The following is a 14,527-nucleotide window of genomic DNA, read 5'->3' on the forward strand; positions in this document are numbered from 1 at the left end:
CCACGCTGCTTTGAATGCGCACCATATAGAAGTAAGGCCGATACAAAGGCGTGTGGGAATATCGACACGTAGCCGAAATCAACGCAGCTTGGATGCATAAGATATTACAACAATGAGGCCACTTGGAATGTTATGTACACCTGCTCTGTTAGCGATTGGTTTTAAGATGCCAAAAAATGGAATCAGCCCAAGCCCATTTGTCATCGGGAGATATCACGATGGGTCGCAATGAATGCAAACTTCCGGCAGTCATCTCTGGGTGACCGTAAACGTAGCCGCGCAGCAATTTGGTGTCTTTCGGCGACACCCAACAAGCAGAGATGGTAGGTGCATTGGCAAGATCTTTCGCGGTTGGGCGCTGACCCACGGCAATTTCTCGCATTAACCGGATAATTGAGATCCATTTGGCGCAACCGGACACAGGCCTTAAGGATCCATAGGGGTCCAAATCAGGCGCGCTGAAATCGACGCGCCGCCAGAGACAAATGTCGCGGCCTCGTACGCCGTGTCGAAACATATTATTGTTACCACAAGCAACAGCCTGTTGTCTCCGATCGGGCGCATAGCGCCTCTCTGCAATAATTCGTCTCTTTTTCGAGCTACCCATAGCGGCTTATCTCCCCCGTTTAAGACTTGAGATCCGGGTAGAAGCATAGTTGTTCGTCCCCGCATTGACGCCAAAGCGTGCGCTCCTCGAAACCTCATTTCATGCCGGCTCCAAGACATACCTTCGGCATCGACTCCGCGCGGCAACCCGGCGCCTAATGGACTGCGCAGCCAAGGAAACTTCGCATCGGCAGTACGTGTGCTCCGCTCGCCTTTTAATTGCGACGCGGGGTCGGAAGCTGTTCGGCGCAATATCAGCGACATTCGGCCTCGGCAACGAATTGGTTCCTCGGAAGCCATCCCTGGTCAATCTACTGACCGACCGAGGCCATGGTTGCCGGCAAGAAAACTGATGGTCCCGAAGCGACATACCCCCGCCGATTACAGAGCAGCATCAGCGAGGCATAGACATTTCAACGATGTGAAGCCCAGACAAGATTGAGCGAGGCGATCACTCAGCCCACCTGAACCGACGCCTCGTTCCGCAGCTCCACCGTTTTGCCCGATCGACCCGGCTGGGCCGAGTAGCCCTTTGCCGCCATCGATCCACATCGGCAGTCGAACCTGTTCGAAGGCTTCGTGGATGCCACTCAGATCCCCCCTTATGCTGTCAGAGGCAGACGGGTGCCTTGCAGGCGCGACCTACGATTGACTGCTTCGAAGGCCCCCATCCGGTCCCTCCCTTGCTGGCGTGGCCTCACCGAAAGCCGACGTTGCTTTCTACCGGGGTGGCATCGCGCGCACGGCCACGACCACCTGCACGGGGTCGAGTTCCAACGCGTCCGCAATCTCCAAAAACTCGACGAGGTCGATCCTCCGTCCGCCGCCCTCGATAGCTGCGACGACAGACTGATATCGACCAAGCCGCTCGGCGAGTTGGTGCTGGGTGAGGCCCGCTCGCTCTCGAGCCTCGACCAAAAGTTCGATCAGTCTTCGGTGACGTGCGGTTCTTAGGGTCTTGGGCATCGGCCCGTCGGCAGAATTTGGGAAGCCGACAGCCCAGCTAGACCAGATGGCGCATTATCAGAAAATCTGATTTTCTTCGTCGGCGGTGCCGACGGCAGTTCCGCCGGCGAAGTGTCGGGAGGCAGTGATGACCATATGGTTCACGGCAGATCACCATTTCGGCCACGCAAACATCATTCGTTTCTGCGGACGACCATTCGCGGATGCGGGAGAGATGGACGAAGCGATGGTGGAGCGTTGGAATTCCGTCGTGGGGATGCGTGACGAAGTCTGGCATCTCGGCGATTTCGCCCACCGCTGCGGGCCCAACCAGCAAGCAGAAATCTTTAGGCGACTGAGAGGCAGATCAATCCATCTTATTCGAGGCAATCATGATCGTAAAAGCAACCTTTTGCTGCCATGGTCTTCGATCCAAGACTACGCCGAAATCCACATTTCTGGACAAATGCTCGTCATGTTCCACTATGCGCTGCGCGCTTGGAATAAATCGCATCGTGGATCTCTGTGCCTACATGGCCACAGCCATGGTCGCCTGCCGAACTTGCCGGGATCCTACGACGTCGGAGTGGATGCCTGGGATTTCAAACCTGCATCTCTCGACGAAATCGTGGTGAAATCAAACGCAGATACAAGCTAGTGCAGATCCGACGAAACACCCCAATTCGTCTCGAATAAATAAATCATCTATAGCAAAAATATCCAAGATAAATAATGAAAAATATTTGTCAATCAGACACATATCATCGATTCTTCATAATTGAAGAGATTTTCCTCAATTTTATACCGCGCTACAACAGTATTATGGAATATAGAATTGATCGGCGAAGGCTCGGGGCGTCAATCCGCCCAGGGCCGTGCCGGTCTGGGTTAACATACCGAGAACGACGCTGTCCCTTCCCAACTTCACGATCTCGGAGATGATGTTGGTGTCGAACAGGAATTGCTCTTTGTCTACCGCCTCAATAGGAAGCTCGTGGACGGGGGACACTCAATCCTGCGCCGAGACGGATGACTTATCCTTGAAGGCCGCCAGCAGCTCGTCTTGGTCATAGACTCGATTTCGAGACTTCCGTTCGGCAATCTGCAGGTGCGCACGTTGGTGCCGGAAAGCTCGGACCCTCGAGAGATGCGAAGCGCCTGATTGCCGCCATTCCGGAGCAGTCTCGCGGTTATGCCATCCTTGCGATCCATGGACACGTCCCAGGCCTATGCCATCAGCCGATGCTCAGGGTTAGGGGAGGATAAGTGAAGCCCCCTACCCTGTTGCATGCACGCGCGACATAACGAGAGCCGAATGCCCCAGGCTGCTTCCGTCCAGTCTACCGCCAGTCGCGTAATAAGCTTGGCGGCGGTCATCGAGGTGTACGGCGAAGCCAGAAGATTGCTCGGCCGGCTCACCATCCTTCGAAGCCATCATGTCCGCCGTCAGCACTCCTGAGACAGATTGAGGGCCTTCACGAACGGAGGATGGCTGGTTCATCGTAGCCCCCAGGAGCGAAGATGAAACAGACGTCCGGGCCGGCACGAAGGCCGGCAGAAGCCGTGATCAAGGATATCCGTCGAGCCACACGCCGGCAGTTCTCGGCCGAAGAGAAGATCCGCATCGTGCTGGAAGGCCTGCGTGGTGAGGACAGCATCGCCGAGCTGTGCCGGCGCGAGGGCATCGCCAGTTCGATGTACTACGGCTGGTCCAAGGAGTTCTTGGAAGCCGGCAAGAAGCGGCTGGCCGGTGACACGGCTCGGGCCGCGACCACCGACGAGGTCAAGGACCTGCGCCGTGAGGCAGGCGCGCTGAAGGAGGTCGTGGCCGACCTCGTCCTGGAGAACCGCCTGCTCAAAAAAAGCATGAGCGAGGCTGGGGGCGACGAGGCATGAGGTACCCGGCCTCCGAGAAGCTGGAGATCATCCGGCTGGTCGAGCAGTCCCACCTGCCGGTGCGCGCCACCCTGGACAAGCTCGACATCACCCGCTCGACGTTCTACCGCTGGTACGACGCCTACAGCCGCGGCGGCCCAGAAGCTCTGGCCGACCGCCCCTCGCGGCCCAGCCGGGTGTGGAACCGTCTGCCGACCGAGGTCCGCGATCAGATCGTCGCTCTCGCGCTGGAGGAGCCGGAACTCAGCCCGCGCGAGCTGGCGGTGCGCTTCACCGACGAGCGGCGCTACTTCGTCTCCGAGGCGACCGTCTACCGTCTGCTCAAAGCTCATGACCTGATCACCAGCCCGGCCTACATCGTCGTCAAGGCCGCCGACGAGTTCTGCGACAAGACCACCGCGCCAAACCAGCTTTGGCAGACGGACTTCACTTACCTGAAGGTGGTGGGCTGGGGCTGGTACTACCTGTCGACGGTGCTCGACGACTTCTCGCGCTACATCGTGGCGTGGAAGCTGTGCACGACGATGCAGGCCAGTGACGTCATCGCCACGCTCGACTTGGCGCTGACCGCCGCTGGCCTCGATCAGGTGCAGGTCGTGCATCGCCCGAGGCTGCTGACCGACAACGGGTCGAGCTACGTCGCGACCGATCTGGCCGACTGGCTCGGCAGCCGCGGGATGACACACATCCGCGGCGCGCCTCGTCATCCTCAGACCCAGGGCAAGATCGAGCGCTGGCACCAGACGCTCAAGAACCGCATCCTGCTCGAACACGCCTACCAGCCCGGCGAACTGGAGGCGCGTGTGACCGCCTTCGTCGAGCACTACACCCATCTCCGGGCTCACGAGAGCCTCGACAACCTCACCCCTGCCGACGTCTACTTCGGCCGCGGCGAGGACATCTTGCGCGAGCGCGCACAGATCAAGCGTCAGACCCTCGCCGATCGCCGCTTGCGCCATCACGCACAGGCTGCCTAACCTCTCCCAGATGGACCAGAGCCTCCGTTCCTGAGCGCCCCGAACCGTCTCAAATCATTTGACGACAGACAGAAGGGCTCCTGCTCGGTGCTGTGGGCGCCGTCATTGGCACTGGCGCTCTCGCGTTCTCGATGGGCGCGATCGAGATCAGCGGCATAACCCACTGCGTGGACTGGCAGCGGAGGCACGACCAGGTGCGGCTGGACGATGGGCCGCTACCGCCCCTCGCCTCTGAGCCCGTCATCCCTCGGCTGCTCGAGCAGGATGCTGCGGCTCCCGGCCGACGTGCCAGGATGTAGAACGATGGGGAGTGCCGGTCCGTCCAATTTCTGCTTGGACGGACTGAGATTGCCAACTGGCGCAGGCCGCTCGGTGACAGGGCGAGCGCTCGTGGGTTGCCTGATCAATCAGGGAAGGAACACCCATGAAGCTCTACGCCCGATGGATGCCGATCGCCGTCGCGATGTCGTGCTTCGCGCCGGTCGCGCATGCCGAGCCGCCGAAGGCTGCCGTCTTCAACTTTCAGCTCGCCAACCTGGGAGCCCAGGGCCCTACAAAAGCTGACGTGGCGCGCCTCGGCCCGATCAGCGACCTGCTCCGCCAGCAGCTCAAGGATACCGGCCGCTACGAGATCGTTTCGACCGCTCCCGTGAAGGCCGATGTCGCCAAGGCGGATCTTCGAGCGTGCGGCGGCTGCGCCAATGACTTCGCCCACAAGCTCGGCGCGGAAGTGGCGATCACGGGAGAGATCTAGAAGGTCTCCAACCTGATCCTCAACATCAACAACTACGTGAAGGACCTACGGTCGAAGACGCCTGAGCGGGCCTACAGCGTCGACATCCGAGGCGACAACGACACCTCATTTGATCACGGCGCGAAGTACCTCGTGAAGAACAGGCTGCCGCCGCCCGGCACCGAGAGCAGCGCTAGCCAAGCCACGCACAACTAGGGACCTAAACCCAGCATCACCCTGTGATTAGATTGGGCGACGCGGCGCTTCAACTTGCCCGCTTCGCGCTCCAGCTACCGCTGCACTCGACCAAGCCGCCAGACGTGCGCCAAGTGCCGCTGCCGCTGCCCTTCGCGGTCAGATTGCCGGCGATCGGCACCTTGTTCGAGGCTTGGGTGATTGTGGCTTGTACGGCACCGGCCGCCGAGACACCGCCATCGATGTCGACTTCCTCCCCGGGGATCGACGCGTCGCTATCCTTGATCTGCACCTTGTAGCTCGTGCTGGCCGAGCAGGGGCCCTCAGTCGTGGTCGCAACGATGGTCCAGGAGCCATCGAACTGGTTCGGTACCTGCACCTTCTTCGTCGCGGCATCCGCTGGGAGGAAGGCGCCTGCCGTCAGGCCAGCAGCGAGGATCAGGGTCGGGGTACGTGCCACAGACTGCTCCGGAGATCGCGCCGCCGGAGACGGCTGCGCCACCGCAGAACGGATGTGTCGGCTCGATAGTTTCAGCGGCTACCCAGATCCCGCTGCGGCCGAAAGCCAAGGTGCTTCGGCAACCTTCTGTTAACCATAACGGCCGAGGTCGCTACCAGCGACCGGCTGGGGGGTTGAGCGTCGGCAGAGCAGCACCGAGACCCGGATGTACGGTCTTGCGGTGCGGCCTCGTCGGCGCAGTCGCATCAAGCCCGCACCTGGAACACCAGGGCGGACTTCTATCGTCATATCAATGGACGAGTCCTACCCACCTCAGGTGAGCGCCTGCGGATGCGGCGACGGCGTGCCGGTGTCGGTGTCCGGCTTTAGCGGACAGCCCCCGTGCGATTTCCGATGGGACATCGACCGGCGAACATCAGGCCTGCTGTAGGTGCCCAGGATCATCACCCGGCCGTGACAGGCGGGGCAGCGCTTCAGCGCGGCAGAGTGGGCGACCGCGGCTTCGTTCAAGCTGACGGCTTGCCATAACCCGTCGACCTTCACCTCGCAGGTGAGCGGCTCATCCACCGGCATGCTCTACGCCGTCAGACGCGGATCTCTTCCGCGGACAGGCCACCGGCCCGCAGGTGATCAGGGATGTCACCGTGGTCGTAGTACCCGGCCTCGTGGGCCATGGCGTCGAGAGCGGCGATCGGGTCGGACGCCGAGCCGGTCCAGAGGATTGCACCCGTCGTGGCCTGACGGATCTGGAACACCTTCATCATCGGACCCTCAAGCTTCGGCGTATGGTAAAGCGCCGTTGCCACCGCTCGTTCCGAGGCCGCTTGCCGAACGAGAGTAAGCGACGGTGCACACCATCCTCACGATCGCGCGGGCTGACGCCAAAATCGCGCGCCATTGATCTAGGTTGTACGCAACCGATATGGATCATGATGCGGTCCAGCGAAGCAGCGAAGGATTGCACGTGGACCGGCGCGTTTTCTCCAGAGCAGATGGTGATGGTGAGGGGCTTCCGGTTCCGTCACCTGATGCCGTGACCGAGTTGATCGTCGCCTTGTCGATCTGCGCAACGTCACTCGACCAACTGGCCGATGAGGTGGTCCGTTGTGCTTCGCATTCGAACGACCCTGTTGCGCAACAGGACCTATTGGCGGCCGCACGAGGCCAACGCATCCGAGTTCTAGAGGTACAAGGCATGCTCGCCTTTCTGAGCGGCGCCTTCGTTGATCGATATGTCGCAGATAAGCAGCCGTGACGGACTGCGCTTGAAGGGTGGCTATAGCCGTGTCAGACGGGTGATCTGTGCCTTTCTAAGGTGCCCCGTCTCAATGTAATCGCAGAGCCTGCAGCGCCCTACGCACCAGCCTTTCTCCGCACGGTTTCGCAATGAAATGGGCGGCGTTCGGCAAGAGTGCTGCTTCCTCGCGACTGCACCCTGAGCAGACGATTATCTTCGTCTCAGGCCATCGCTTGCCAGCAGCATGGGCAAGATCACAGCCGTCCATCGCACCGGGCATGTTCACGTCGGTGTAAAGGAGTGCGACATCTGCGTGCGCCTCCATGTGCTGGATTGCGCCCTGAGCATGCTCGGCTTCGAGCACTTCGAAACCCATCGCAGACAATATGTCAGCAGTGACGAGACGGGTGAATTCGTCATCGTCGGCGAGCACGGCGAGGGGGCGCGATCCTGACATAGATCGGGAATGCGCCCATTCGACGCGCGTTGCAGCTTAGCCGCAGATTTATTTAGGACTGTCGCTGGGAACAGCTTCAGCGTCGTGAGCCCAGATATAGGCCGACACTGATGCCTCTTCTAAATTTTGTGTGCAGCTTGGAATGCTGCGGTGGGCCATGCGTTATCAAGCATGGCCATTCCCAGTCGCTCCGCTCGCACCATCGCGACGCTGAAACAGCTCGCCCGAGAGCTTAACGTCCCAGTTGAGGCGTTTCTCCGGGCGCCAGCAGAGGGCGAGGCAGGAGCTCTGCTGACTCTTGTGCGCCTTTGGTCCTCGATACCGGACACACAGGGGCGTCGCCGGGTCCTCAGCGTAGCGCGCCAGGAAGCGGAGCGATCAGAGGGCAAGGAGCGCGCCTGAGCCGTCCCAATCCACGTTGGGCAACCCCGCTTCTGGCCGCATAGCCCGGCAGTCAAGCTTGCCGTAGCCCGTGGGATGGCTTCCAGTTTGGCACCCACCATGCTCCCCGACGCCGCCGCCCTGTGGCGCAGCGCGCTTAAGGATCTGTCCGAGCATGCCTCGCCGTGCCGGTATCTCCTACCGGCTCGATGGGTGGCGCTCCGAACGAACGCCATAGCCTTCTGCGAGAAGTTCGGTGCCGAGGCCCACCGGCTCGGCTAGACGGCACCTGAGCTGTTCGCGGTGCATCCGGAGCACGGCACCCTGCGGGTGGACTACTGCGGGGTTCTGATGGTGGTGAGCGAGCCTGCCCGTGGTGTCGAGGCACAGCGCATCCTGTTCGAGCGGCTGACCGGCTATCCAGTTCGCTGGCTTGTTCGCACGCGTCGGACAGCCCGCGGCCTGCCCCTGGCGGCTGGCGCTGATCACGCTGCTGCAGTTCTCCGAGAACCCGTCCGACCGCCGTGCGGCCGATGCTGTACGGGCTCGCATCGACTGGATTTACCTGCTCGGCCTCGACCTGACCGATCCCGGTTTCGACGCCTCGGTCCTGAGTGAATTCCGCTCCCGCCTCGTGGCCGGCGAAGCCGAGGCCCTGTTGTTCGACACCCTGCTCACCCTCTGCCGCGAGCGCGGCCTCTTGGCCAAGCGTGGCCGCCAGCGCACAGACGCGACCCACGTCCTCGGTGCTTTCCGCAGCCTCAACCGCCTCGGCTGCGCCATCGAGACCTTGCGGGCCGCGCTGAACGCCCTGGCTGTCGTCGCACCGGACTGGCTGCGCGCCTATACGGATCCGAGTTGGATAGAGCGCTACGGCCGTTCCATCGGCGACTTCCATATCCCGCAGGGCGAGACGGCGCGCCGCGCCTGCGCGGGGACGATCGGTGACGACGGGCACCGGCTGCTTGCAGCCGTCGACACCAAGGCTGCACCGGGCTGGCTGCGCAACGTCCCCGCCATGGTGGTCCTTCGCCGCGTCTGGCTGCAGAATTTCCACGTCACCGAACCACCCGCTGAAGGATCGGAGGGAGACGGGCGGATCCGCTGGCGGACGGAGGCCGAGGGCATTCCGCCCGCCCTGGCGATGGTCGCCTCGCCCTACGATCCGGACGTGCACGACGCCAAGAAGCGCGCGACCACATGGATCGGTGACACCGTCCATCTGACCGAGACCTGCGACGACGCCCAGCCACCGCTGATCGTCCACGTCGCGACGACACCGGCCCCGGCGTGGACCGGGCGGTGCTCGACCCGCTGCACGCGGCGCTGGCGACGCAGGATCTGCTTCCGGCGCGCCATCTCGTCGATGCTGCCTATATCGACGCCGACGGCCTCGTGGCCGCCGCGCGAGATCACGACGTCGCCCTGACCGGACCGGTGCCGAAGGACAACCAGTGGCAGGCGCGCACCGAGGGCGCCTTCACCATCGAAGACTTCCATCTCGACTGGGATCGACAGATCGCGACCTGTCCGGCGGGACATGACAGCCGGAGCTGGCATCCAAATTACAACCTCGGTCGCACGGTCATACGGATTCGCTTCGCGGCACAGCACTGCCAAGCCTGCAGCTTGAAGCCTCGCTGCACCCGCTCGCAGCGCCGTCTGCTGACCCCGCGCTCACGTGAGTAACACGATGCGCTCGTCGCGGCGCGGGCGCGAGAGACCTCGTCGGCCTTCGCAGTTGACCGGCGACGGCGCGCTGGCATCGAAGGCACGCTCTCACGTGGCGTACGGACGATGGGCCTGCGTCGCAGTCGCTATCTCGGTCTGGCCAGGACGCATTTGCAGCACCAGCTGACGGCGAAGGCGATCAATCTCGGCCGCCTTGCCGCCTGGATTGGCGACACGCCCGCTGGCCGAACCCGACGCTCTGCATTCGCACGCCTCATGGCTCGGCCAACGGCCGCGTAGGAATTCGCCAGCAGTATCTTTCTCGAGGCAAGCCCAGCATCCACACACGTCACCGGAGGGGTCGATCGCCCTCACCCCCGACGCGCGCGTCCCACCCCGCCATCGTCAGCCGGGCGACGGCCTCGAGCTCCTCTCGGGTCGCGCCGTCGCGGGCCTGGAGCGACATGCCGTTCTGCACCGTGAGCACGAAGCGGGTCAGTGCGGCGACGTCGACGTCGGCGCCGATCTCGCCCGCCGCGACCGCGCGCGCGAGCCGCTCCGCGACCCGTCGGCGTCCCTCGGCGCGGGCCGCGCGCAGCAACGCGCCGAGCTCCGCCTGTCCCTCGCTGCCGGCAGCCGAGAGCGTCACCATGCAGCCGAGCGGCTCGATGCGGCCGCAGGCGCCGGTGAGCGCGGCGGCCGAATCCATCAGGAGCGCTTCGACGGCCCCGCGCGCCGATGCGGCAGCGTCGAAGTTGGCCCAGACCATCCCGCCGTACCGGTCGCCGTAGTGGCGCAGCGCCTCGGCGTAGAGCGCCTCCTTCGAGCCGAACGCCGCGTAGAGGCTCGGCGACCCGATCCCCATGGCCGCGGTGAGATCCGAGATGGATGTCGCGGCGAAGCCGCGGCGCCAGAACAGCTGCATCGCCTGATCGAGCGCCGCCTCCCGGTCGAAGGCGCGGGGCCGGCCGCGACCGCGGGCGGGCGCGGCCCGGTCCCCTGCCCGGTCCCCTGCCTGGATCGAAGCGGATTTTTGCATCGATCGTTATATAAACCGCTTGACCCGGGCCGGCAACGCATCTAGCCATTTCTGTGTTGTTCATTACAGAAAGAGGCGGACGTGAGTGAGCTGGCAGGCAAGCGCGCCCTGGTGACGGGCGCATCACGCGGCATCGGTGCGGCCATCGCCCTGGCGCTCGCGGACCGGGGCGCGGACGTCGCCATCACGTACGAGCGGTCCGCCGAGCGGGCGGCCGAGATCGTCCGCGCCATCGAGGCGAAGGGCCGCCGCGGGCGCGCCATCCAGGCCGACAGCGCCGACGCCGCGGCGGTGAAGCGCTCGGTCGACGAGGCGGCCGAGAGCCTCGGCGGGCTCGACATCGTCGTCAACAACGCCGGCATCGCCCGCGGCGGCCCCGTCGCGGAGATGAGCCTCGCCGACATCGACGCCATCCTGGACGTCAACGTCCGCTCCGTCGTGCTGGCGTCGCAGGCGGCCATCCCGCACCTGAAGGAGGGCGGCCGGATCATCTCCATCGGCTCCTGCCTCGGGGAGCGGGTCCCGTTCCCCGGGGTGACGGTCTACTCCATGTCGAAATCCGCCCTGCTCTCGTTCACGCGGGGTCTGGCGCGCGAACTCGGGCCGCGCGCCGTCACGGTGAACCTCGTGCAGCCGGGATCGACCGACACCGACATGAACCCGTCCGACGGGGCGCAGGCGGACATGCAGCGGGCGATGACCGCCCTCGGCCATTACGGAACGCCGGACGATATCGCGGCCGCGGTGGCCTTCCTGGCGAGCCCGGCCGCGCGCCAGATCACCGGCACCACCCTCACGGTCGACGGCGGCGCCAACGCGTGAACCTCCGCGGCGGATCGCCGGACGCGGGCTCCGTCGCGTCGATCCGCCGATGGCCGCCCCGCCCCCGGTCGGGGCGGCCCTCCTGCGCGGCCCTACTGCGCGGCCCTCCCGGGCCGAAGCCCCGGGTCGCGCGCACGGCTTCGGCTCAGCGGACGCGCTCCCACGTGATGGCGATCCGCGTACCGTCCGGGCGCCGGAAGCTCTCGCTCAGCCGGTCCCCCTCGACGGTCAGGCGAAGCTGCTCGGTCGTGCGCACGTCGCCGACCCAGTTCGGGAAGGTCGAGCCCTCGACGCGGTTGCCGCTGAACGCGCCGTCGGCGTCCACCGTGTAGGTGCCGAAGAACCCGATGCTGCCGGCCATGGCCGCCCGGTTCTCCTCCGCGGTCCCCTGACCACGCGCGCTCGAGGCGAACCGGGGAATGTCGGCGTCCGTGAGCACCTCGACGAAGTGCATGTCGCGCGTGAACACCAGCAGCCCGCTCGGGCGCGCGCCGTAGGCCGGCGCGTTGCGCCCCTCCGGATCGAGCCGCGCGGACACCATGCGCCACGTCCCCAGCACTTGGTTGGCGGGCTCGGCTCTGGCGGTCGATGCCGCCGCGAGCGCTGTCACGAGCGCCGCCGCGAGCACGGCCAGTCCCCATCTCGATCGGATCATCCCTCCCCTCCCCTTCTGCCTGCGGCAGGCACCGCGACCGACATGGACGGCGCGGCGCTCCACCCTAGCCGCCCCCGTGGACGAAGGCGCCGTCGTCGTCGCGTCGTTGTCTCCGCGACGCTGCCCCGGCACGCGGTCGGGCACCGACACGCGCGCAGGGGCAGCATCGTGGATCAGCGGATGCCGCCGCTGGCCGTGATGTTCTCGCCGGTGAGCCAGCGCGCGTCGTCGGAGGCGAGGAAGGCCACGACGGTGGCGATGTCGTCCGGCTCGCCGGCCCGGCCGAGGGGCGTCTGCGCGACCATCCCGGCCTCCATCTCCGAGCCGGAGATCCCGGCCGCGTGCGTGCCCTCGGTCACCACGTAGCCCGGGCTGACGACGTTCACGCGGATCTTGCGCGGGGCCAGCTCGTTGGCGAGCACCCCCGATATGGCGTTCACCGCCCCCTTGGTCCCCGCGTAGACCGCCGCCGCCGGCGTGTGGACGTGCGTGATCGCCGAGGAGACGTTCACGATGCTCCCGCCCTCGCCGAGATGCTTCGCGGCCGCCCGCGTCGCCAGCAGGACGCCGAGCACGTTGACGTCGAACTGGCGGCGGTAGTGTTCCTCGGTGACCTCCTCGATCGCCGCGAACTCATAGACGCCGGAATTGTTGACCAGCACGTCGAGCCGCCCGAACGCGCGGATCGCGGCCTCGATCACATCCTGCGCCTCGGACGCTCTGGACACGTCGCCCTGGGCCGCGACGGCCCTGCCGCCGGCGGACGTGATCGCGGCCACGACGGCGTCGGCCCCTGCCCTGCTGGACGCGTAGTTCACCACCACGGCGGCGCCGTCCCGCGCCAGCGCCTTGGCGATCCCCGCACCGATGCCCTTCGATGCCCCGGTCACGACGGCGACCTTGCCCGCAAGCTTCGACATGTGTCCTATCTCCGATATGGGTCGGCCGCGGGATGGCGTCCTGAGTCCCATAGTTCGGAACTTCGGAACTAACGGAGCGTCGTTCAAGACCCCATATGGACGAAAGATGAGACCGCTGTTTCACCCCGCCATCGAGGACGTGCGACCCGAGGCCATCCTGCACGCCCTCGCCGACCCGAGCCGCGCGGCCATCTTCGCCAGGATCATGCGGGCGGGATGCGTCGAGGCCTGCTCGGCCGTGTCGGCGCTCGGGGACCGCGTCATCCCGAAATCCTCGTTGTCCAACCACTTCAAGGTCCTGCGCGAGGCCGGGTTGATCCGCAGCGAGCGTCACGGCGTCGAGGTGCGCAACCATTCCCGCTGGGCCGAGGTGGAGGCGCGCTTTCCCGGCCTGCTGATGGGCATCATCAACGCCTACGCGGCGGAGGCCGGCCCCGCCGCAGAGGCTGCCGGACCGCGATAGGGGCCCGGCCCGGGTCGGCCGCCGCGGGCGCCCCGAGCGCGCACGGCCGCTCGCCCGGAGCGGCCGACGGTCGGTCAGGACCGATCCCGCCGAGACACGCGCGCCGGATCAGCGCGGCCCGATCGGCTCCGAGGCCAGCAGCGTCTCGAAATACGCGATGGTTCTCATGAGCCCGTCCCGCAACGGCACGGTCGGGCGCCAGTCGAGGAGTTGCGCGGCCAGGGCGATGTCGGGCCGCCTCTGGCGCGGGTCGTCCACCGGCAGCGGGGCGTGCACGAGCTTCGAGCGCGAGCCCGACAAGTCGACGACGAGTTCGGCGAGCTGCCGGATGGTGAACTCGTCCGAGTTTCCCAGATTGACGGGGCCGGTGATCTCCGCGTCGGTGGCCATCATCGCCTGCAGCCCCAGGACCAAGTCGTCGACGTAGCAGAACGAGCGGGTTTGATGCCCTTCGCCGAAGATCGTGATCGGCGCGCCGCGCAGGGCCTGGACGACGAAGTTGGAGACGACCCGGCCGTCGCTGGGATGCATGCGCGGGCCGTAGGTGTTGAAGATTCGCACCACCTTGATCGGGACGCGGTGCTGTCGGTGATAGTCGAAGAACAGGGTCTCGGCGCAGCGCTTGCCCTCGTCGTAGCAGGAGCGCGGGCCGAGGGGATTGACGTTCCCCCAGTAGCCCTCGGGCTGCGGGTGCACGAGCGGATCCCCGTAAACCTCCGAGGTCGAGGCCTGGAGGATCGGCACGCGGAGCCGCTTCGCCAGCCCCAGCATGTTGATCGCCCCCATGACGCTGGTCTTGGTCGTCTGGACCGGGTCGAACTGGTAGTGGATCGGGGATGCCGGGCAGGCGAGATTGTAGATCCGATCCACCTCGACGAAGAGCGGGTGCGTGACGTCGTGCCGTATGAGCTCGAAGCGCGGATTGTCGAACAGGTGGGCGATATTGCTCTTCCGGCCCGTGAAGAAATTGTCGACGCAGAGCACCTCGTGGCCCTGCTCCAGCAGGCGCTCGCTGAGGTGCGAGCCGATGAAGCCGCCGCCGCCGGTGATCAGGATCCGATCGCTCATCC

The 14,527-nt window shown here is 65.0% G+C and carries 15 protein-coding genes and 2 pseudogenes; 8 read left to right on the plus strand and 9 right to left on the minus strand.

Features of this window, described 5'->3' with window-relative positions:
* Positions 1–1,326 precede the first annotated feature (1,326 nt).
* Complete coding sequence (locus tag C4T42_RS11585; RefSeq protein WP_091683480.1) at positions 1,327–1,572, minus strand: helix-turn-helix transcriptional regulator; 246 nt, start codon at positions 1,570–1,572, stop codon at positions 1,327–1,329.
* Between the two features lie 127 nt (positions 1,573–1,699).
* On the opposite strand from C4T42_RS11585, the gene C4T42_RS11590 reads away from it, so the two are divergent.
* From C4T42_RS11590 to C4T42_RS11610, 3 genes and pseudogenes are all read left to right on the plus strand, one after another.
* A complete protein-coding gene (locus C4T42_RS11590; protein WP_103985119.1) occupies positions 1,700–2,209 on the plus strand; it encodes a metallophosphoesterase in 510 nt (169 codons plus the stop codon).
* An 863-nt stretch (positions 2,210–3,072) separates the two neighbouring features.
* A protein-coding gene (locus tag C4T42_RS11600; protein ID WP_244603198.1) for an IS3 family transposase occupies positions 3,073–4,424 on the plus strand; the annotation gives its coding sequence in 2 pieces (ribosomal slippage) (positions 3,073–3,408 and positions 3,411–4,424; 1,350 coding nt in all).
* A 424-nt stretch (positions 4,425–4,848) separates the two neighbouring features.
* Positions 4,849–5,373, plus strand: a pseudogene (locus tag C4T42_RS11610) (DUF3280 domain-containing protein).
* A gap of 49 nt (positions 5,374–5,422) precedes the next feature.
* Here the strand turns inward: C4T42_RS11610 and C4T42_RS11615 are convergent.
* The 3 genes from C4T42_RS11615 to C4T42_RS11625 form a co-directional block, all read right to left on the minus strand.
* Positions 5,423–5,812: a hypothetical protein gene (locus C4T42_RS11615; RefSeq protein ID WP_020094812.1), complete on the minus strand. Its 390-nt coding sequence runs from the start codon at positions 5,810–5,812 to the stop codon at positions 5,423–5,425.
* Between the two features lie 312 nt (positions 5,813–6,124).
* Entirely contained in the window at positions 6,125–6,379 is a 255-nt protein-coding gene (locus C4T42_RS11620) for a hypothetical protein (protein ID WP_244492092.1), read from the minus strand.
* Between the two features lie 17 nt (positions 6,380–6,396).
* A complete protein-coding gene (locus C4T42_RS11625; protein WP_020094814.1) occupies positions 6,397–6,576 on the minus strand; it encodes a hypothetical protein in 180 nt (59 codons plus the stop codon).
* A 200-nt stretch (positions 6,577–6,776) separates the two neighbouring features.
* Between C4T42_RS11625 and C4T42_RS31475 the strand changes: the two genes are divergently transcribed.
* Positions 6,777–7,067, plus strand: a complete 291-nt coding sequence (locus tag C4T42_RS31475; RefSeq protein ID WP_145980162.1) for a hypothetical protein — start codon at positions 6,777–6,779, stop codon at positions 7,065–7,067.
* Positions 7,068–7,137: 70 nt separating this feature from the next.
* Here the strand turns inward: C4T42_RS31475 and C4T42_RS11630 are convergent, their stop codons facing one another.
* On the minus strand, positions 7,138–7,506 hold the full coding sequence (locus C4T42_RS11630) for a response regulator (protein ID WP_081636517.1): 369 nt from the start codon (positions 7,504–7,506) through the stop codon (positions 7,138–7,140).
* Positions 7,507–8,320: 814 nt separating this feature from the next.
* Here C4T42_RS11630 and C4T42_RS32400 point away from each other — a divergent pair.
* Both C4T42_RS32400 and C4T42_RS32405 read left to right on the plus strand, forming a co-directional pair.
* Complete coding sequence (locus C4T42_RS32400) at positions 8,321–9,316, plus strand: transposase (RefSeq protein WP_244603199.1); 996 nt, start codon at positions 8,321–8,323, stop codon at positions 9,314–9,316.
* Positions 9,317–9,324: 8 nt separating this feature from the next.
* A pseudogene (locus C4T42_RS32405) lies at positions 9,325–9,858 on the plus strand (transposase).
* A 49-nt stretch (positions 9,859–9,907) separates the two neighbouring features.
* Here the strand turns inward: C4T42_RS32405 and C4T42_RS11650 are convergent.
* Positions 9,908–10,483: a TetR/AcrR family transcriptional regulator gene (locus C4T42_RS11650; protein WP_042675020.1), complete on the minus strand. Its 576-nt coding sequence runs from the start codon at positions 10,481–10,483 to the stop codon at positions 9,908–9,910.
* Between the two features lie 195 nt (positions 10,484–10,678).
* On the opposite strand from C4T42_RS11650, the gene C4T42_RS11655 reads away from it, so the two are divergent.
* A complete protein-coding gene (locus C4T42_RS11655; protein WP_103985123.1) occupies positions 10,679–11,419 on the plus strand; it encodes an SDR family oxidoreductase in 741 nt (246 codons plus the stop codon).
* A 145-nt stretch (positions 11,420–11,564) separates the two neighbouring features.
* Here C4T42_RS11655 and C4T42_RS11660 read toward each other — a convergent pair whose 3' ends face one another.
* Together C4T42_RS11660 and C4T42_RS11665 are read right to left on the minus strand one after the other, a co-directional pair.
* Positions 11,565–12,074: a lipocalin-like domain-containing protein gene (locus C4T42_RS11660; protein WP_042675022.1), complete on the minus strand. Its 510-nt coding sequence runs from the start codon at positions 12,072–12,074 to the stop codon at positions 11,565–11,567.
* 173 nt (positions 12,075–12,247) lie between these two features.
* Positions 12,248–12,994, minus strand: a complete 747-nt coding sequence (locus tag C4T42_RS11665) for a glucose 1-dehydrogenase (protein ID WP_020094820.1) — start codon at positions 12,992–12,994, stop codon at positions 12,248–12,250.
* Positions 12,995–13,100: 106 nt separating this feature from the next.
* Between C4T42_RS11665 and C4T42_RS11670 the strand changes: the two genes are divergently transcribed.
* Positions 13,101–13,457 (plus strand): helix-turn-helix domain-containing protein, encoded by a 357-nt coding sequence (locus tag C4T42_RS11670; RefSeq protein WP_020094821.1) that lies wholly within the window; start codon positions 13,101–13,103, stop codon positions 13,455–13,457.
* Positions 13,458–13,565: 108 nt separating this feature from the next.
* On the opposite strand, the gene C4T42_RS11675 is transcribed toward C4T42_RS11670, so the two are convergent.
* Positions 13,566–14,525 carry a UDP-glucuronic acid decarboxylase family protein gene (locus tag C4T42_RS11675; protein ID WP_020094822.1) on the minus strand — a complete coding sequence of 320 codons (960 nt, stop codon included), beginning with the start codon at positions 14,523–14,525 and terminating at the stop codon, positions 13,566–13,568.
* Positions 14,526–14,527 lie beyond the last annotated feature (2 nt).

The sequence above is a fragment of the Methylobacterium sp. 190mf genome (genome assembly GCF_900107945.1).
In the GTDB taxonomy this organism is placed as follows: domain Bacteria; phylum Pseudomonadota; class Alphaproteobacteria; order Rhizobiales; family Beijerinckiaceae; genus Methylobacterium.